We start from the raw sequence: 19,769 nt of genomic DNA on the forward strand, positions 1-19,769 counted from the left end.
CTTTCATTTGTGCACCATCATCGGTTTGGGCTTGAGAAATTCACTTCATTGCTCCTACACGATGATTCGGTATGACGACGGAGTACCGGAATAATGGTTTCCATTCGTAAGTCATGGTGTCATGGTTCAATTGCTGTTTTAACGCCTGCCAATCTCTTGCCGTAAAACCTTTGGCAACGGAGAGTGGACCATCATGGCGGATATAACGATTCCGGGATATCATTCGGGTCGTGATCCAAACTGCCGTATAAGATACCGGATGACGATGGATATCGTTAATGACGACTCCATATCTGGAGACACGCATCATGTGCGAGACAATATCAATCAGCAGTTGTCCGTCAAAATGATGCACAAATTGTGATCCTGTAACGATATCCGCCGAGGCATCAGGCAGCTTCATTACATCGGCACGCTGCACGGTGATTCTCGGTTCATTTTGAAAGAGTTGTCTCGCCTCCTCACAAGCCTCCTCTGTCAGATCGACAAGAGTAATCCGGAGTTCGATCCCCTTCTGATCGGCCCAGTGCAGCAGTTTCTGATTTACATCCCCTGAACCTGCACCTACATCCATAATACTTAGCTTCGTCGGTCGTCCAATGGATTTCCATAGCTTCTCCACACCTGCGAGGGTAGGGCCGGGTGCGGCAAATATTTTGTTGAGCCGCCTGAGATGCTTCAGCGCTTCACGCAATTCTTCTCCACCCATGGAGAAATCATCCATCAGTTCATCTTCCTTCGCACGGATCGACAGGCTTCTAAAGAAGGACATGATTCTTCTCCTTCGCTGCTGGAGAGTATGAGGGTACATAAGTAAATTTCATGAGCTCTGCGGTCAATCCAGGTCCAAATGCCATGGCCACACCCTCGGTGGAAGACTGATTCCTTGCTTTCATATCCTCGCGCATGGCATTAAGCACAAACAGGATGGTGTTAGAGGAAAGATTACCTACCGTTCGAAGGACTTCCCTGCTGTACTTCGTTTGCTCTACCCTTAGATTCATAACGTCCTGAACCGAGTCCACGATTCCCCGTCCACCTGGATGAATGGCCCAGAGTTCAGGCAGACTGTCACTGCCGAATAACTGATGAAGCTCGTTTTCCAGATGCGTACCCAGCAGTTTCGGAATACGGGGAGACAAATATAGATCATAACCTTGATTGCCTACCTCCCAGGTCATATCTTCCGTCGAATCCGGAAGCAGGACGGAATAGCCGGTTCCGAGATCCAGATAATGCCGTTGTTCGGGGACCGGGGCACCAACAACACAGGAAGAAGCTCCATCCCCGAAGAATGAAGCTGCAAACAGGGCTTCCCTCTCCTTAACCGGTTGAAAATGAAGGGTGCATAATTCCACGCATACGACCAGCACCTGCGCATCAGCCGCCCCCTGGACTACATCCCGGGCCATTTGAATGGCTTTCAACCCTGCCGCACAGCCCTGGAAAATCAACGGTAATCGGTTCACCCTGGAAGACAGACCCAAATGACGAATAAGCATGACATCCAGACCAGGCAGATACTGTCCAGTGCAGCTGACCGTAATGAGATGTGTAATTCGATCAGGAGACATTCCCGCGTCCTTCAACGCCTTCTCGGCAGCCTCAATCCCAAGCGGAAGGGCCTCGCGTTTATATGTATTCATTCGTTCTTCGGTGGTAGGAATTTGTGAAAGATCCCCAGAAGGCAGGTAGCGACAATCCTCAACGGATCCAAGATAACTGGGTTCAACCGTATAGCGTGTTTCGACGCCGCAGGATCTGAATATTCTTTTGGCGAAACGGGCCAAGTCGGGTTGATCCTGCAGGGAGGAAGCAATAAGTTCAGCTATATCAGTCTGGGCAACCTCATGCGCTGGTAATGCAGTCCCCATGCCCAGAATGGCGATATCTGTGTGGTTACGTACAGATTGATTCATGTTTAACCTCCTATGGTGGATGAGCTGTATCCTTTAATTAACAACTCTTACCCTTAACAGCGTGCTTGTAATCGGTGATGCAGTTATATTTATTTATATGGATAAACATGATCCGCATTCTCCATCTGGATGTCCTTCTTCAAAAAGGTAAAAAAAGAAGCCGCCCGAAGGCGACTTAAGGAGATTTTTGGACTTGCGTCCACCATTTATTTCAGCATTTTGCATCATTCGATTCCACTCGCTCCCGGGTACAACATTTAGACGAATAAGATTTCGATCTATATAGTGAAGATTGAAAGTGCTTATGGGTTTTATGCAAAATGCTATTTATTTAATTCATCGCCGATAATGACGACTTCTGTCTCCAGATTCACATTGAACTGGCTGCTCACCTTCTCCTGAATGAGCGCAATCATGTCGATGTAATCCTGTGCCGTGGCATTATCCACATTCACGATGAAGCCCGAATGCTTGCGGGAAACTTCTGCACCACCGATCCGCGTCCCCTGAAGTCCACAATCCTGGATCAACTTGCCCGCAAAATGGCCTTCAGGACGTTTAAAGACACTTCCACATGAAGCATACTCCAGTGGCTGTTTGGACTCTCTTGCAAAGGTTAGTTCATCCATCTTCGCCTTGATCTGCACCGGATCACCCGGCTGCAGGTTGAACTTCACCTCAATGATGATATCCCGTTTGCCCATAAACACACTTTTGCGGTAGCCCAGCAGCAGCTCATCGCTCTGCATCGTCACGATTTCACCGGTCTCTGTCACGACAACAGCAGAATCGACCACATCGGACATCTGCCCCCCGTATGCTCCGGCATTCATGTAGAGTGCACCACCGACCGAACCCGGGATGCCACATGCAAATTCCAGTCCGGTTAGACTCTCGCCTAACGCCTGACGGGATACGTCAATAATTGCCGCACCGCTCTGCGCAGTCATGGTATGACCATCAACGCTGACCTGGTTAAGATTCTGCAGCGAGATTGTAATCCCCCGGATGCCTCCATCTCTGACGATCATGTTGGAGCCATACCCCAGTATTGTCAACGGAATGTCATGCTGAACTGCCTGCTTCACTATCAATGCAACTTCATCTATGGTTTCAGGGAACATGAGAATATCGGCTTCCCCGCCAAGTCGTGTATACGTATAGTTTCGAATCGGTTCAGAATATCGAATACGGTCCTTATGGAAGTTGTCAAACAGGGATTTACTTAATAACTGATATGAATTCATGATTTTCTACCACCTTGTCTTGATTGCATCGTATAGGTTATTTTACTCTGAATGTCTCCATTTTGTCGCAAATAATTCGAATTAATCATCATTATTTTAAAATTATAATCCGGACTTGAAAAAGCCGCCATGATGGCGACTTAGGGATACTCTATTTTGTGCCCTTCTACATTATACCTCATTTCAAGTAAGCAAGCATTATGCTTGAAGTTCCCTGTTATCACACCTATCCCTTCACAGCTCCCAATGCCACGCTGCCTATTATTTGCCTGGAGAATACCGCAAAGACAATGATAATAGGCAGGATGGAGATCGCGACCCCCAAATACAGCAAACCATAATCCATGCCATAGTACCCCTGAACCAGTGCAACCAGTACAGGAAGCGGATATTTATCCAATGAAAAAAACAGGACGAGCGGCGTGAGGAAGTTGTTCCAGGAACCGATAAAAGTAAATATGCCAAGAGCCGAAATGGCTGGCCCCAGAATAGGCAGTACAATCTGATTGAATGTACGAAACTCCCCTGCACTGTCCACACGTGCTGATTCAATGATCTCATCCGGAATGCTGCTCTCCATAAATTGCTTGATGAAAAATACGTTAAAGGCATTAGCCGCCGCGGGTAGAATAATGGCAGCATAGCTGTCCAGCAGCCCCAGCGTACTGAACAGGCGATACATCCCAATTAGAGCGAGCTGCCCGGGCACCATCATCGTGGCCAGCAAAAACATGAACAGCCAGGTCCGGCCCTTAAATTTGAATTTGGCGAAGCCATATGCCGTAAGTGAACCGATATACAGTGACAATATTGTCGAGGTTCCGGCAATAAACAAACTGTTCGCAAAACCGCGCCAAATATTGATTTTGGATGCCATGTTCATATAATTATCCGCTACGAATGGACCGGGAAGGAAGGTGAATGTAGATGCAATGGTTGCATTGTTATGTGTGGAATAGATAAGCATCAGATAAAATGGAACGATACAGATCACGGCTAGACCCGTGAGGAATAAATAGATGATAACCTTGCCTACCGTAAGCCGCTTCGTACTGGCATATTGCTGGATCGCTGCACTAGGTTGTTCAATTGATTTTGCAGTATGCATGGAACTCCCCCTCCCTATGAACGGCTCTTCCGCTTGGTCATCATGAAGGATACGACAGACAAAAGAATGATGATAATGAACAGGCAGAATGCAATGGCTGCCCCATAACCAAAACGTGTACTTTGGAATGCCACATTGTACAGATACATAATACTGGTCATAGCCGCGCGATCCGGACCACCGGTTCCATTCGTCAATGTGAATGGCTGGTCGAAAATCTGAATGCCCCCAATGATGGACGTAATCATCTGGAACAGAATGATCGGGCGCAGCATCGGAACGATAATATGGATGAAGATATGCTTCTTCTTCGCGCCATCCATCTGAGCAGCTTCCTGCAATGCTGGATCAATCCCTTGAAGGCCAGCAAGGTAGATAACCATGGAGTACCCAAAATATTGAAAGAACAGAATGGCTGACACAATAAGACGCATAAACCAGGGATCATTTTTCCAGTTAATCGGGTCATCAATCAGCCCAACCTGGACCAGAAAGTGGTTCAAACCGCCGGACTGCCAATCAAATATCAGACTGACGAGCAGACCAAGCGATGCCGCTGTCACGATGTTAGGGAAAAAATATACGGCCCTGAAAAAGTCTCTTCCCTTAAGCAGCTTATCGTTAAGAATAAAAGCGAGGATCAGAGAGACGGTAAGCTGTGGAACCACAGAGACACCCCAAATGAAGAGTGTATTAAACAGCGTCTTATAAAATAATGGATCTTGCAGAACCGCAGCATAGTTTCCTACTCCAACGAATTCGGGCGTTGTGATCCCGTCAAAGTTGGTAAAGCTGATATACAGGGAATATAGAATGGGATAGAGTCCAAAAATGGTGAAAATAATGAAAAATGGGGCGATAAAATAGTAGCCATAATGGTCTTTGCGGATTGATTTGGCAAACATGATGCGTTCCTCCAGTCATCGGATTGATTAAAAGCTTTCGCTCCCCTCAGCTAATCCACTTCCAGCTCCGGAAATCTCAATTGAACATCGCGTTTGATTCGCTTCACCGCTTCTTCCTTGGTCTGAATGTCGTTATTGAGATACAGCTGGAGAACATTTTTATAAATGTCACTGTTAATGATGGAGTCATACTTGGTTCGCTCATAAACAGGAACCTGTTTGGCCGCTTCGGAGAAAAACTCGAAATGCTTCTGTCCTCCCAGATAAGCTGAAGTTACTGATTGTGCCAGCTGATCGTTGACAACCATATTACTTGTAAAATAGTCCTGTTCCTTCGCCAGCTCAGACAGAAATTCATGGTTAAAGTTATAAAACTCAATAAACTTCCAGGCCAGGTCTTTTTTATCACTATGGCTGTACATCGCAATATACGTACCACCCGCGCTAAAAGCAGATGGCCCTGGGGCAAGACCCCACATCCCTTCGGTATCCGGTGCGTTCGCCTTGAATGTGTATTGCAGTGCCCAGGTTGCTCCAGGATAGAACATGACTTCCCCCTTTTGCATTGAAGCCGCATGTCCGGCACTTCCTTCTTCATATTCGGCCAGCACCTTCCGCTGACGAGCCTCCCGAACAAGATCCAGAACCTGCATGTAGGTTGGGTCGATGACGAGTTTACCATCCTTCACCCATGGGATCCCATCATAAGAATTGGAGATGGCATTCCAGTTTGCCAGGGCATGTACTTTATTCCCGCTGGCCTGCTGCACCTTCTCTCCGATCTCAAATATCTTCTTCCATGTATCAATCTGCTCGCCTACCTTCTGCGGGTCATCTGTGCCCAAATATTCCTTGGCCAAATCCCGGCGATAATAGATGCCTCCCGGTGTTCCCTGATAGCCGATGGCGCGGATGTTCCCTTCGCTATCCTTCTCATTGGCCTGCACAAATGCATACTGCTCTGGAATTAGCTCATTGGCGTTATACGGGGATGCAGATAAATTCTCCAAATAAGGAACATCAATCAGCTCTCTGATATTTGCGTTCTCAATCATAAACACATCAGGAGCTTTCGACCTCGTCTGCAGTGCGGATTTCAGTTTGGTAATATAGAAATTCCCTGGGATGTTGACGAAGTTCACCTTGATGTCCGGATACTTCTCTTCGAATTTCTCAATGGCATAACCCGCTTCATCCGTAAAACTCCAGACGGTAATCTCCTCCTGCTTGGATGCATGGTCTCCCTTCGACTGACAACCGGATACAATCATTACTGCACTAACAAGTGCAATAATGGAAAGATATTTCAATCTAAAGTTCTTCATGGGCCCCCTCCTTCAAAAAGGAAACGCTTACATTTTATTCGAGTATAGTGATTTTGGAGAGGGCTTTCTCCTCAAATATTGTGAATCATCCTTCATATTTTGTGATGTGAGTCTGATGCTTCTTCCGAAATTCGGACGGCGTGCAGTTATTATATTTTTTGAACAACCGATTATAGGAGCTCACATTGTTAAACCCATGCCCGATTGCGATATCTAAAATGGAGGCTTGACTGAACAATAATGCCCATTCCGATTTGATGATGCGAAAGTGGTTCAAGTATTCCATCAGGGTTACTCCCTTGTTCTCCTTAAACAACTTGCACACATGAAATTTGCTGAATTTGATGTGCTCTGCCACTTGATCTAGCTTGACGGGTTCGGCATAATGTTCCTCCAGGTATTCACAGACCGATTCAAGGAATTCAAATCTTTTGGACGACGTGCAGGGCTCTCCCGAAATGCATTCGTTTGTCGTCGGTGTCTTGGTGCGCAGCAAGTGAACGATAAGATCGTACAGTCTAGCAACCATGATCCATCGGTATCCCGGCTGCTGCTGTTTCTCCTCATCGGATATGGCATCTATATAATGAACCAGATTCTTCTCCCTGCAGATGGTGGAGGGAAGGATAGTCGTTTTATGAAAAAGTTCACGAAGATCCTGGGATTCTTTGTCCGCTGCGAAGTTTCCCGTTAGCCATTCCAGTCGAAACAGAATAATCGTCAAATGATCGGTACCCGGCAAAAAACAGTGGACATCCCCTGGTTTGATCAGCAGCACGTCTCCTTGTTCAAGCTCACAGACTTGATTGTTTACTCCAATTCTCGCGCGTTCTCCATTCACTACGACCAACTCAACCTCTTCATGCCAGTGTGCGGCAAAATTAAACTGTTCACCCGTATGAATTACCCGGATCGGAAAACCTTCTGTCATATGACCTGTTTCAAGAAACGTTGGCACTCCCATCAGATCACCCTTTCCATATTTACCAATTCCTTAGTAATCATATTATGCATGAAGTGCAGGATTCCTTTCGACTTGGAAATGAAAATAAATAATACTCAAGAAAAAAGTCACCTACATATCATCATGCGGGCGACTTTTACAAACACAATATGGTGGCGTAACAAGTTGGATCATTCAGCAAAGGTGTTTTTATACGCTAGTCTTGAAGCGAACGGAATAACGTTCCACACATTGATTATTCAATATGTATGAAGAATCCACGGTTTCTCCCTTTAACATTTGGATCAGTACATGTCCGGCCAGTTGGCCAGCATCTGTCCGCTTAGCCTCCACTCCTTCCTTTCTTCAACACCCGCTTCGTGCAATGCTCTCAAGTAACCCTGATAACGTAGGAGATTGCAATCCGAACTGAATGTTCCATTAATATAGGCTATTGTACGGTGCCCTTTATCAAGAAGGTATCGAGTTGCCAAATATCCTCCTTGTTCATCATCAATCAGAACATTTACAATATGATCATTATTTAGTTTCCGATCCATTACGACAATAGGAAATCCTGATTCAGCAGCTTCCAGAAGCAATTTATTTTGAATATTCTGAGCAATTACAATGGTGTCATCTATTCTTTTTTCTCGGATGTAGCGGCTAGCGGTTGAATGTTCTCCACCGAGTGAATTGCATACGATCATATCGTATCCATGATGCATAATAACCGATTCTATACCTTTGACTAATTCCGAGAAATACGGACTGGACATATCATGCACAATTACACCGATCGTTTGAGTATTCTTGCGTTTTAGTTCTGACGCGGCTCCATGCTTGACGTACTTCAGTTTGCTCGCAGCAGCAAGCACCTTCTGCCTTGTCAGCTCACTTACATTGTCCTTGCCGTTGAGTACACAGGATACAGTAGAACTGGCTACACCGGCCATCTTTGCTACATCTTTAATGGTTATCATGAACATACTCCTCAAAAGACCATTCTCATTTGTGATCAGACAAAAAAATAAAATCATTCACTGGCATTTTATCACGCCATCTGGTTCATGTCTCCATTCGATTGCTTGGCTCTTTTTGCTACGAGCGCCCTTTTTCATTTATTATTGAATAAGCAAGTCCTATGTATAACATCTACAACCATATTTTAGAAACAGGGGTGTCCCATTGAAGTATAGCGAGTATGCATTAGGTCAGGTTTACAAAACAAAAGCGATCAAACTCTCCAAAACCGATATTATGGAGTTTGCGAAAATGTACGACCCGCAATATATGCATTTGGACGAAGAAAAAGCCAAGCAAGGACGATTCGGAAGCCTGATTGCATCCGGCATGCAGACGATGAACATATCCTTCAAGCTCTGGATTGAAGTGGGCGTCTACGGGGAGCATGTTGTGGCAGGCACCGGAATGAATAACATCCATTTCATTAAGCCCGTATTCCCGGATGATGAACTCCATGTAACGGCCGAAGTGATCAACCTACTGCCAAGACGCAGGGGCAATGGAATCGTTACTGTGTTACTCACAACATTTAATCAAAACAATCAAAAAGTATTTCAGGCCGAATTAAGTGCGTTAATTGATAATTAATCGTACAGGAAAGTATAATTAAAACAGCCGTTTCTCGGTATGACCCGGGAAACGGCTCCTCTCTAGTATTCTCGTAATATCATTGACACTACTTCTGTCTTACAGCGATAATCCTGATTGTGTATCAACAGTTTTTAGTCCAGATTGATTTTCCGGATGACTTCCAGCGGTACTTTTGGCTCGCGCTCCTCGGTTAATAAGCCATTAATCTCCTGCTGCACATCCGTAAGTTGTGTGTAACAGTAGCCTGAGATATAAGGAATTGCTTTGATTGCTCCAGTGATGGAACGGAATCGTTCAATAAAAGCTTCAACCGTATCCACCTGGTTGCCGTATCCCCATCCTTTGTCCGATTGGAAAGCAATACCGCCAAACTCACTTATGATAATGGGTTGGCCTTTGTAGTGGTAGCCTTCGGCATATGCATACTTCCAACGGTTAAACGAGATATTGTTGTTCACTACCCGTTCCTTATCCTGATACTGCTTCAGAAATTCCTCACCCTCCTCCACATAATCATGAAGAGTCAGAATATCTGAAACGGTATGTTCCCAGCCATCATTGGTAACAACAGGACGATAGGGATCTATCGTTTTGGTCAGATGATAGATTGTTTGTGTGAACTGCTGCTGTCTTACATCATGGGCAATGGTTGGTATTCCCCATGATTCGTTGAATGGAACCCAGGTGATGACGCTTGGATGATTGTATTGCTGAGGCACAACCTCCAGCCACTCCTTGGTGAATCGGGTGACCGCCTCGTCGTTAAACTCGAAGGTCGACGCCATTTCCGACCAAACCAACATTCCTTTAACATCACACCAATACAAAAAGCGCGGATCTTCCAGCTTCATATGTTTACGGAGGCCGTTATACCCCATTTCGGTTATTCGATCGATATCCAGAATCAAAGCTTCCTCTGAGGGAGGTGTCAGATGGCTTTCCGGCCAATACCCCTGATCCAGAATCAATCGCTGGTAGAGTGGACCATTGTTCAGCAAAATCTGACCGTTCTCAATCGATATTTTTCTCATGCCGAAATAGGATTGAACCCGATCGGTTTCCTTCTCATGTTCATACATTACAAATTCAATGTCATATAAATTCGGTGATTCTGGTGACCAGAGCAGCTGCTTCCAAGGGCCGCCAGCCTCGTGTCTTACATCAATCTCAACGGTTGCCCAAGGTCTGTCGGGAGATAAACGAACCGTTTGCACATGCTGACCTTTCAGCTCAATCCGTGTCTCCAGACGCAGATTGCTCCGACCTTCAATCCCATTTAGTTGAAAGTCCAATCGAATCATATGACGATCAATATCTGGTGTCATCTTGACTGAATCGATCCTTGTTTCATTTACATATTCAATCCAGACACTTTTCCAGATCCCCGTGCTCTGTACATAAAAGCATTCAAAGTTCTGATCCACCCAGCGTTGTTTTCCCCTTGGCTGTGCACAACTCTGACTATCTTCCACTTCGACTATGATACTGTTCTCCGAACCATAAGTTATATAAGGTGTAATATCGAAGGAGAACGCTGCGTAACCGCCTTCGTGCTCACCTGCAACCGCTCCGTTCACCCAGCATTTCGCCCGATAGTCCACCCCTTGAAAGTTCAGAATGGTTCTCTTCCCTTGAGCCTCACTCGGAATTGTCACCTGCTTGCGGTACCAGACCCGCGGATGAAAAGTTTCGTCCCCGATGCCGCTTGCTTTGGTTTCATAAGTGAAAGGAACCATGATTTTGAGTCCTTCCGGAAACCGAGCCTGTTCATACCAATGCTCGCTTGCACCCACTTGTTTGTCATCAAAGCTGAAGTCCCATTCCCCGTTTAAATCCACCCACTGTTTACGGACAAATTGTGGTCTTGGGTAATCTTTAATGTAAGATTTCGTTGTCATTTTTTCTCTCCGATCTCCCTGAATCAGGGCAGGTTGGTTTTATGGAATACAAACAATACAATCATTTAATTACATCATTTATGTATTTATAGTGGGATTATAGCGATCCATCTTTATAATGTCAACGCTTTCAAATATAATTTATGTAATTATTACCCAAAAAAAGCCTTAGTTACAGTTTATCCGCAACTAAAGCTTGTTTGTTAGTCCACATCGGGATTCATTACATATTTAACTGTCATTTTAATATTTTGATCATGGTCCCCAAATTGTCTTCCAAACAGGTTAATCCCCCCTTGGTGAACCGCATCTGGCTTGATGCCAATACGTAAACGCAGCTTGTGACGATCCTGCAGACTAAGCTGGTCTAATGTAACCGAAGAAACCTTCTCCATATCAATTGTAGTTTTCTCTTTGTCCACTCGCCATGTCTTCAACAAGCCGTATTGGGTAGACCCTTCATACCACCAGGCTGGGTTCAACTTCCCTCGCCTGTCTCCGAAGTCACCAGGGCATGTCCACATGCCAATTTCGACGTCATTCACCCATACAGAAATATTGGAAGGCCAATTGTGGTCATAGTTAGGTGCCTCAGAACATATTTCCATAGAGACATCAAGTGATTCAATCTTTGCTCCAGTCGGTATTTCCAGCGGCATCAAATATTCGACATACCCTTTGCGGAACCACATCATCTGAGCACCAATATGTTTCGGATGAAAGAAACTCGCAGGTTCGTCCTCGCGTATGATCATTCCATCCGCATTCGCCATACCGCAAGTTGGCGTTACTTCGCAATCGCTGTAATGACCAATCGGCATATCAACTTCATAGATCTGAACATCCCCTTTGGGATCAGGCTTATCCAAGTGAAGTGCAATATGAATATCATCATAATTGCGACTGCACACCTTCATCGCTCCGCGTGAAGCCGGCAGCAGCTCTGTATTAATTAATCTTGCAGCCTCCAACACCTTGATATTGCTGGCTACTGTGGATACGGGAAGGTTGAGAGCTTCAGCAATTTCTACAATGTTCAGGCTTTTCGAAATGAGCAGTCGGAGGATATCCACTCGCGAACGTGTAGATAAGGCGTGAGTCACCGTTACCAACTTGTCGGGATCATCAAAACTTAACTCAAGCATAGCGTCATCCCCCTCATTGTAAGGATATCCCAGTCATTTTACCCTGCATGCTTCGGAAGAGTCAATAATATGGTTATCCAACAGCAATAGCCGAGGATCAATGCACTATTGATCTTCGGCTATGCGTGTGGTCCACTGTAATAATCATATCCAGATTACTACAGGCTGATATCTACCCATACAACGAATTAAGCTTTACTGACTTTATTGTTGTTGGTTCTTGTGCTGCTGCTTCTAGCGCTGTTTGTTTTACTGTTGTTGTTTGTTTTAGTGTTACTGGTTTTACTATGGTTTGCTTTCCCCGTCTTTGTAAACCACTCGGACTTGGGCTTGCGTGCCGGGTTTGCTTTGGACTTGGCCGGTTTTTTTGCCGAGGGTTTGTGGGCGGCTGCTTTCGCTTCTTTATTGGTTTTTGCAAACACAGGAGCACTCGCCATCGGATAAGGATGACCCTTCACTTCAGGAATGCTCTTCTTGATCACTTTCTCAATATCCTTGAGGAACGGCAGCTCTTCCTTTTCACAAAAAGAGATCGCCATCCCACTATGCCCCGCTCTACCCGTACGTCCAATTCGATGTACATAGGTTTCCGGAATATTAGGCAGGTTGAAGTTAATGACGTGAGAAAGCTCTTCGACGTCAATTCCTCTCGCCGCAATATCCGTTGCTACCAGCACTCGTGTGACTCCGCTTTTGAAATTGTTCAGTGCCTTTTGCCGATCCGTTTGAGACTTGTTGCCGTGAATAGCCTGGGCAGTAACATTCACCTTGGACAATTCACGCGTAACACGGTCCGCGCCGCGCTTTGTGCGGGTGAACACAAGTGCCGAAACAATGGATTTATCCTGTAAAATATGGTTCAACATATTTTGTTTCTTGCCATTCTCCAATAAATACACAGACTGCTCAATTCGATCCACCGTAGAAGACACAGGCGTAATTTCTACTTTGACAGGATCAACCAGCAGCGTTTTTACCATTTTTGTGATTTCTGGAGGCATCGTCGCCGAGAAGAAAAGGGTTTGTTTCTTGCTCGGCATCTTGGAGATGATTCTCTTCACATCGTGAATAAAGCCCATATCCAACATGCGGTCAGCTTCATCAAGAACCAAAATTTCAATAAAACTCAAATCAATACGTTTTTGATTGACCAGATCGATCAATCTGCCTGGCGTTGCGATAATAATGTCTGCGCCTTGATTCAGTGCCCGCTCTTGCACCTTCTGTGAAACACCACCAACGATAGCCGAGCAGCGAATATCCGTATAACGGCTATACGTCTTGATGTTATCCGAAATTTGGATAGCAAGCTCTCTTGTCGGCGTTAAAATCAATGAGCGAATTCGGCGTCCGGGTTTGGGACCACTGGACTTTTCGCTTAATAATTGAATGATCGGCACAGAAAATGCTGCCGTCTTCCCTGTCCCTGTTTGCGCACAGCCAAGCAGATCTCTTCCTGCTAATACGGCTGGAATCGCCTGTTCCTGTATAGGTGTCGGGGAGGTATAGTTTGCTTTGCTCAAACCTTCCAAAATCGGTGGGATAATATTCAAGTCTTTAAAATTCATTGAGTCTCCTTAATTACGTTCATATATAAGACGTATCTTTGTTTTCACACGTAACGTATAAGGATAACATTAAAAAGACGATCTGTATATTATATTTTTATTTCCATAGGTTCAACTCACCAGTTTCAACCCTACCGCTGATCCGAGTACCATGGCAATAAACACGATTCTCAACGCATTTCGGGATTCTCCATAAAAAATCATGCCCAGAATCGCTCCCCCGGAAGCTCCGATTCCCGTCCAAACCGCGTAAGCCGTTCCCATAGGGAGGGTTCTCATCGCGAGAGACAGAAACCCAAAACTTAACCCAAAACCTGCGACTAAGAGAAGAATGGATTTCAGGTTGCGGTCCTTGTTCCATTTATTAATCATCAGTACACCCATCATCTCGAACAACCCTGCCATAACAAGAAATACCCAGCTCATGAATGATGCGCCTCCTTCGTTTTCTGCTTGCTTACCATCTTCAGTCCGATTACACCGAGTAGCAAGACACCAATGAGTATCATTTTCCCAGCCTGGACAGCTGCACCAAACAATATAATCTCTGCAAGTACTGTGCCCGCCGTACCCAATCCAACGAAGACCGCGTATACAGTGCCTACATCGAGAGAACGGGAAGCTGCAATCATCAGGGAAAAGCTGATGGCAATGGCAATTACGGTTGCTCCCCATTCCACCAAACCGCTGGCATGCTTCAAGCCGATCACCCAACCCACTTCGAAAAACGCTGCAATAATGACATACAACCAGGTTTTGTTCATTCTGACCTACTCCTTTTTCAATACATTTCATACAACCAGTATGGTTTCTTCGCGAAAAAATAAAAAAAGCCCGGGAAACAAACTGCATTCATGCAGTTCATCTCCCAGGCTTTTATCCCTCCGTGGCACAACCATCAGGTTATGAGCTTTCTCTCGGACCAGACCGATATTCTATCGCGGAACCCTAGAAAACATGTCGTATGATTTTATGATACCTATTATACACACTTCCCCCCTAAGGGCAAGCCTTTTATGATTTAATAATCATCCCCATTAATCCCACAAAGGTTGCCGCTTGATATGGGGAAATGATACAGCCACTCAAATCTTCCATGTTCAATACCAAAGAATCAAAGTGGCAATTGCTAAGATCCATGTCTTTCATTTTGGTCCCCATCATGGAAGCTTGATCTATATTACAGTTGTCCATAACGATCTTCTGCATTGCAAGATAGGCAAAGTCAGAATGAATGAATGAAGATTCGGCAAAAGAGACCTGTTTAAGATGAGCAAACCTGAAATTGGAGTAGTCTCCCACACATTCAATAAATCGGACATTTTGCAATCGACTGTTGGAAAAATCAGTTCCCACCATTTTGCAATTTTTCCATAAGACACGGTGCATAAAAGCCTCTGGTAATTGGACATTGGAGAAATCACAATTTTCAAATATCACATCCGTAAATTCGAAATTTTCCAGTGTCGAATCGGAGATGATCACATTTCTAAAAATGACATTCTCAAAGGAAGCTTTGGCTGCCTCCTGATGATCAAGTGACATACTTTCGATGAGTTGATTCCGGTATTCAACCTTGGATTCCAATACCTCAATGGTTTCGGACTTCATCCATTGTTCCTGCATTTTGGGATTGTCAATTTTCATGGTTCATCCCCGTTCCTTTATAGCGATAATCCGCAATCGGCTTGTATCCAAAAACCATTGTCCTTCAGTCATAAGATGTGGCTGTACCTTTTTCTCGACCGCATCTATAATGACTTCTTGGTCTGCAGGTGTGACGTCCCGGAAGAAATAATTCGCAAAACTGCTCACCCATTTCCTAACTCCCGGCTTGAGCGGTTTACGCTGATCGAAATGTTCGGCCTTAGTGACACGGAACCCGTTTTGCTCCAGCAGTTGGGTGTATTCGCCTAGGGTAGGGTGATACCACGGATTTCGTCCTTCCCATCCATATCCACGCGCAGCCAGTTCCTCCTGAATCGCCGTTGTCAGTACAGCAACATTACCTTTTCCGGCAAATTCGGCCACAAATCGTCCGCCCTCTTTCAGTGCTAAGCGTATCGTCTGAACTACAGCAGGAGCATCCAGTATCCAATGTAAAGCAGCATGTGAGAAGACCGCATCAAAGTGTTCTTTTGTTCGATAATGACATGCATTCCCCACTTGAATGTTCAGATCGGGGTATTTCTTCTTCGCCTGTCTGATCATTTCCTCTGACAGGTCGATGCCTGTTGGCAGAGCTCCTGCAGCTGCAATTCGAGCTGTTAAATCTCCATTGCCACATCCCACATCAAGAATGCGCTCTCCAGGAGAGGGCTGCAGCAAGGAAAAAAGGTCTGCTCCCAGCTTTACTGGAGAAGCAAGCGTATGACCGTTCAGTTCTTGCCTTGTCGATTCTTCACTACTCATATATTATTTACCTACTCTCAATTACAGATCTAATGTGTCCATGATAACTTTAATTTACCGGAAATGTCAATCCAATCGGCGAGCATAAAAAAGGCTAACCAGCAGCTTCTGGCTAGCCTGTTCGTTACAATGCCTACTCCCATGACTCAAGTTATTTTGCACACGCGATTCGAATCGCATATTATTTGAACACGCTGTCAGGAACATAATACACTTTTTGTGTGTTCTTCTTGTTTACCGGATCCGTAACAATTGTAAAATACACGTTACCATTTTTGGTCTGAACACCTTCAATTTCCCGTTTCCCTACATTGGTAATATTCACAAGTGTTTTGTACGTTCCCGAGTTTGATATCAATGCAATTTTCGGTGTATCACCATCCGCGCCTCCTGAAGTGTAGATCTCCGTTTGGTCTAACAGATCCGCACCCTGAAATGAATCATTCGGTCTGATGATATTGTCACCGGACTGCGTAAAACTCGCAACACAGGCACCAACTGCTGCAGCACTATCCAGTCGTACCTGTTTATTGCTATCCAGCAACTTGTTCAATTTCACTGTATCATAAATCGACCAAGTGACTGTTTTCTCCTTCGTTTGTACCCGGAATACGGTATATTTGCTGTTACCTCCGCCATCAACGCGGTACGTTTCACCCAGCCTTGAACCATTTTTATTGGCATAATTCATGTATGTGAATCGATTCAGATCAGTGTAATCTACTGTTTTGCCGGCAGCGTACTTCAGTCTCGCTACCTGTAGTGACCAATAATAAGAAGTTGAAGGGTCCGCTTTGGAACTGAAATAAAAATAGTTATCCCCATTATAAGTATACATATCGAGTGTTTGACAGTGCCCTGTATTCGTAATGGTCATTTCATCAACATACGCAGCATCATTACCGTTAATCAGCAACCTGGACAGATAGCATGTACCTTTGGAGCGCTGAGTCACATATAGGTACTTATCCGCAATATATGCTTTTTGAACAGCTACATTGTGATTAAGTCCTTTCAGATTATAGGCCAGTTTAGCCGTAGTATTTACGGTTTTCCCAGGATTTGATGCGAAGGCCGGAATGACAGACATGCCAAATACAACCAAGGCGAGCATTAGAGATGTGTAGATCTTCAAGGTTCTTCTGATCAGACTGGATGTTCTCACTTGAGACATAATGATACCTCCATCACATTGATCTTTGTCTTGCATCGAACTCAGCGGCAGGGACTACTTCCATTCTAACTATATTTCAAAATTGGATAAAAGTGCCATTAGATGTGTTTTAGTATCCACCCTGATATACCTATAAAATAGGGCCATGATTCCATCCGGGATGAATTCATGGCACCTTCTTCGAATATAAGGTCTATTGGTCATGTAGTAGAATAATGAAGTAGATCTGTTTTTAACACCTCATCGTTCTGCAGCACCCGACTTCTCCCCAATGTGCATTGGTTTACGTTTCACATACAAAGTAAACAGGAGAAGGGCAATCAAAACAGACAACGCACTGACACTAAAAAGAACGCTGTAGCTTGTGTATTCGGATACCAAACCCAGTAAAATCGCACCCAAACCAATCCCCAAATCTGTGGCGGTCGAGAAAAAGGCATTGGCCGCGCCTTGACGATCCTTCGGTGCCATGCGAAGTGTTATAGCCTGAAGAGCAGGCTGTGCAGAACCAAAGCCAATGCCGTACAGAACGGCAGAACTCAGTAATCCGAATAAACTGGTCGAAAAGCTTAAAACAATCAGGGCCATAATAGTCATGATAAGGGCTGGCACAATAACAGCCACCTCTCCGGTTCGGTCAGAGAGTTTTCCTGCAATGGGACGAGAAAGAGCAAGCGTTGCTGCGTAAACCAGAAAAAAAGTACCGGAATTCACTTGTATATCTGCCGCAAATAGTGGAACAAAAGTGGTTATCCCGCCATATGCAACAAACAAAAAGAAGATGGGTGCCATGACAGGCAGGACTGATTTTTCGAAAATTTGAATTTTCTTCTGGCCTGTAATCGGCTTAAACGGCATTTTAGCGCCCAGCGTCAGCAGCAATGCAACAACAGATAGCGCAACGGCAAACTGGAACATGCTCTGATAAGAATCAACTTGCATGATGCCCAATCCAATCATCGGACCAATCGCCATGGCGAAGGTCATGGAGGTGCTGAACCACCCCATCCCTTCCCCTCGACGCTTGGCTGGAATCATATCTGTGATGGCGGTCATCATGGCAGTCGTGGACATGGCCCAGCTCATACCATGCAGAATCCTTAGTCCCATCAGTACCAGAATGCCGCCAACCCAGTTATACATATACATCGATGCAATAAAAACAAGCAGCCCTCCGATCATAAATGGACGTCTGCCGAACCGATCCAGCAATCCACCGACATAAGGCCGGAATACAACAGAAGACAACATCAAGGCGCCCATCGCCAGACCCACTTGCCGTTCACTGCCACCCATCTCTTTAATGAAGAGCGGCAGAGTCGGATATAACATATAAAATGCAGTGAATAAAAAAAGCAAACCTACTGTCATCAAAATAAATGACTTGGTCCACAAACGTTCCAACGATACATTCCTCCTCATCAGCACGACTTTAACGGGTTCAACTATTCTAACCAGGATTCATAAATCGATCTTCGATCGCCACCAAGGCGACTTCATGAATAGATATGTTTACATGCTAGCTGAGATTCCCAGTCACCGGATGAGGCACATACACTTCTTCCAGGAAACTGATTTCTTCAGCAGTGAGTTTCACTGACAGTGCAGATACAGCATCTTCGAGATGATGAATCTTGGTTGCGCCAATGATCGGTGCGGTTACTGCCTCTTTTTGCAGCAGCCATGCCAGAGCAACCTGAGCTCGTGGAATATCCCGTTTTCCAGCTACTTCCGCTACTCTCTCCACCACCTGCCGATCGGCTTCCACCATAGTACTTTCATAAAACGCTTTTCCGACAGGATCAATCTCCGAACGGGCAGTCTGTTCATTCCAATCCCTTGTAAGACGTCCTTTGGCCAGAGGGCTCCATGGGATAACGCCGACACCTGCATCAAGACATAATGGCAGCATTTCACGTTCTTCTTCGCGATATAACAAGTTCAGATGATTTTGCATGGAGACGAATTTCGTCCATCCATGCCGTTCGGCTGTATGCTGGGCTTTCATGAACTGCCAGGCATACATGGAGGAAGCTCCAATGTATCTGACTTTTCCAGCCTTCACCACATCATGAAGGGCCTCCATCGTTTCTTCAATAGGCGTTGTATGATCCCATCGATGAATCTGATACAGATCCACGTAATCCGTTCCCAAACGCATAAGACTGTTATCGATTTCGTTCATAATCGCTTTTCTCGACAACCCTGCACCATTGGGGCCATCATTCATCCGGAAAAACAATTTCGTTGCCAGAACAATTTCATCCCGGCGGGCAAAATCCTTCAATGCACGTCCAACGATTTCTTCACTGGTTCCATCTGAATAGATGTTCGCCGTATCAAAGAAATTAATACCCGCTTCTAACGCTTTTTGAATAAATGGGCGACTCTGCTCTTCGTTCAGTGACCACGGAGCCATTCCCCGTTCCGGTACACCGTAACTCATACAGCCAAGGCACAATCTCGAAACGTCCAGACCGGTACGTCCCAATTTGACATAATCCATGA

The 19,769-nt window shown here is 45.1% G+C and carries 19 protein-coding genes and 1 riboswitch; of the genes, 1 reads left to right on the forward strand and 18 read right to left on the reverse strand.

The genetic code is table 11. The annotated features are described in order from the left end of the window. Positions 1-40: 40 nt before the first annotated feature. From AB3N00_RS04725 to AB3N00_RS04760, 8 genes are all read right to left on the reverse strand, one after another. Positions 41-772, reverse strand: a complete 732-nt coding sequence (locus AB3N00_RS04725) for an SAM-dependent methyltransferase (protein ID WP_413033544.1) — start codon at positions 770-772, stop codon at positions 41-43. Next, a complete protein-coding gene (locus AB3N00_RS04730) occupies positions 759-1,919 on the reverse strand; it encodes a type III polyketide synthase (RefSeq protein WP_413033545.1) in 1,161 nt (386 codons plus the stop codon). The genes AB3N00_RS04725 and AB3N00_RS04730 overlap by 14 nt, the downstream gene beginning before the upstream one ends. Positions 1,920-2,242: 323 nt before the next feature. Continuing rightward, on the reverse strand, positions 2,243-3,166 hold the full coding sequence (murB, locus tag AB3N00_RS04735) for a UDP-N-acetylmuramate dehydrogenase (RefSeq protein WP_413033546.1): 924 nt from the start codon (positions 3,164-3,166) through the stop codon (positions 2,243-2,245). 226 nt (positions 3,167-3,392) lie between these two features. Then, on the reverse strand, positions 3,393-4,274 hold the full coding sequence (locus AB3N00_RS04740) for a carbohydrate ABC transporter permease (RefSeq protein ID WP_413033547.1): 882 nt from the start codon (positions 4,272-4,274) through the stop codon (positions 3,393-3,395). Positions 4,275-4,288: 14 nt separating this feature from the next. Beyond that, the gene (locus AB3N00_RS04745) at positions 4,289-5,179 is read right to left on the reverse strand and encodes a carbohydrate ABC transporter permease (protein ID WP_413033548.1); all 891 of its coding nucleotides are present in this window, start codon (positions 5,177-5,179) and stop codon (positions 4,289-4,291) included. A gap of 50 nt (positions 5,180-5,229) precedes the next feature. Beyond that, positions 5,230-6,504 (reverse strand): ABC transporter substrate-binding protein, encoded by a 1,275-nt coding sequence (locus AB3N00_RS04750; protein WP_413033549.1) that lies wholly within the window; start codon positions 6,502-6,504, stop codon positions 5,230-5,232. 85 nt (positions 6,505-6,589) lie between these two features. Next, on the reverse strand, positions 6,590-7,435 hold the full coding sequence (locus AB3N00_RS04755) for an AraC family transcriptional regulator (protein WP_413033550.1): 846 nt from the start codon (positions 7,433-7,435) through the stop codon (positions 6,590-6,592). Between the two features lie 317 nt (positions 7,436-7,752). After that, positions 7,753-8,430 carry a LacI family DNA-binding transcriptional regulator gene (locus tag AB3N00_RS04760; protein WP_413033551.1) on the reverse strand — a complete coding sequence of 226 codons (678 nt, stop codon included), beginning with the start codon at positions 8,428-8,430 and terminating at the stop codon, positions 7,753-7,755. A gap of 205 nt (positions 8,431-8,635) precedes the next feature. Here AB3N00_RS04760 and AB3N00_RS04765 point away from each other — a divergent pair, with 205 nt between their 5' ends. Further along, the gene (locus AB3N00_RS04765; RefSeq protein WP_413033552.1) at positions 8,636-9,061 is read left to right on the forward strand and encodes a MaoC family dehydratase; all 426 of its coding nucleotides are present in this window, start codon (positions 8,636-8,638) and stop codon (positions 9,059-9,061) included. A 134-nt stretch (positions 9,062-9,195) separates the two neighbouring features. On the opposite strand, the gene AB3N00_RS04770 is transcribed toward AB3N00_RS04765, so the two are convergent. From AB3N00_RS04770 to AB3N00_RS04815, 10 genes are all read right to left on the reverse strand, one after another. Further along, positions 9,196-10,962 (reverse strand): glycoside hydrolase family 2 protein, encoded by a 1,767-nt coding sequence (locus AB3N00_RS04770; RefSeq protein ID WP_413033553.1) that lies wholly within the window; start codon positions 10,960-10,962, stop codon positions 9,196-9,198. Positions 10,963-11,165: 203 nt separating this feature from the next. After that, positions 11,166-12,107: an ArsR/SmtB family transcription factor gene (locus AB3N00_RS04775; RefSeq protein ID WP_413033554.1), complete on the reverse strand. Its 942-nt coding sequence runs from the start codon at positions 12,105-12,107 to the stop codon at positions 11,166-11,168. Between the two features lie 188 nt (positions 12,108-12,295). Beyond that, positions 12,296-13,675 carry a DEAD/DEAH box helicase gene (locus AB3N00_RS04780; RefSeq protein ID WP_413033555.1) on the reverse strand — a complete coding sequence of 460 codons (1,380 nt, stop codon included), beginning with the start codon at positions 13,673-13,675 and terminating at the stop codon, positions 12,296-12,298. A gap of 111 nt (positions 13,676-13,786) precedes the next feature. After that, entirely contained in the window at positions 13,787-14,101 is a 315-nt protein-coding gene (locus tag AB3N00_RS04785) for a DMT family transporter (protein WP_413033556.1), read from the reverse strand. Continuing rightward, on the reverse strand, positions 14,098-14,439 hold the full coding sequence (locus tag AB3N00_RS04790; RefSeq protein WP_413033557.1) for a DMT family transporter: 342 nt from the start codon (positions 14,437-14,439) through the stop codon (positions 14,098-14,100). Before AB3N00_RS04790 ends, AB3N00_RS04785 begins: the two co-directional genes overlap by 4 nt. 99 nt (positions 14,440-14,538) lie before the next feature. Beyond that, positions 14,539-14,638, reverse strand: a riboswitch (guanidine-I (ykkC/yxkD leader). A 51-nt stretch (positions 14,639-14,689) separates the two neighbouring features. Next, a complete protein-coding gene (locus AB3N00_RS04795; protein ID WP_413033558.1) occupies positions 14,690-15,322 on the reverse strand; it encodes a pentapeptide repeat-containing protein in 633 nt (210 codons plus the stop codon). Between the two features lie 3 nt (positions 15,323-15,325). Further along, a complete protein-coding gene (locus AB3N00_RS04800; RefSeq protein WP_413033559.1) occupies positions 15,326-16,087 on the reverse strand; it encodes a class I SAM-dependent methyltransferase in 762 nt (253 codons plus the stop codon). Positions 16,088-16,268: 181 nt separating this feature from the next. Continuing rightward, positions 16,269-17,261, reverse strand: coding sequence for a hypothetical protein (locus AB3N00_RS04805; RefSeq protein WP_413033560.1), 993 nt, complete (start codon positions 17,259-17,261; stop codon positions 16,269-16,271). 240 nt (positions 17,262-17,501) lie between these two features. Further along, positions 17,502-18,665, reverse strand: a complete 1,164-nt coding sequence (locus AB3N00_RS04810; RefSeq protein WP_413033561.1) for an MFS transporter — start codon at positions 18,663-18,665, stop codon at positions 17,502-17,504. Between the two features lie 115 nt (positions 18,666-18,780). After that, positions 18,781-19,767, reverse strand: coding sequence for an aldo/keto reductase (locus tag AB3N00_RS04815; RefSeq protein WP_413033562.1), 987 nt, complete (start codon positions 19,765-19,767; stop codon positions 18,781-18,783). Positions 19,768-19,769 lie beyond the last annotated feature (2 nt).

It is taken from the genome of Paenibacillus xylanilyticus (genome assembly GCF_047246825.1).
Lineage (GTDB): Bacteria > Bacillota > Bacilli > Paenibacillales > Paenibacillaceae > Paenibacillus > Paenibacillus xylanilyticus_B.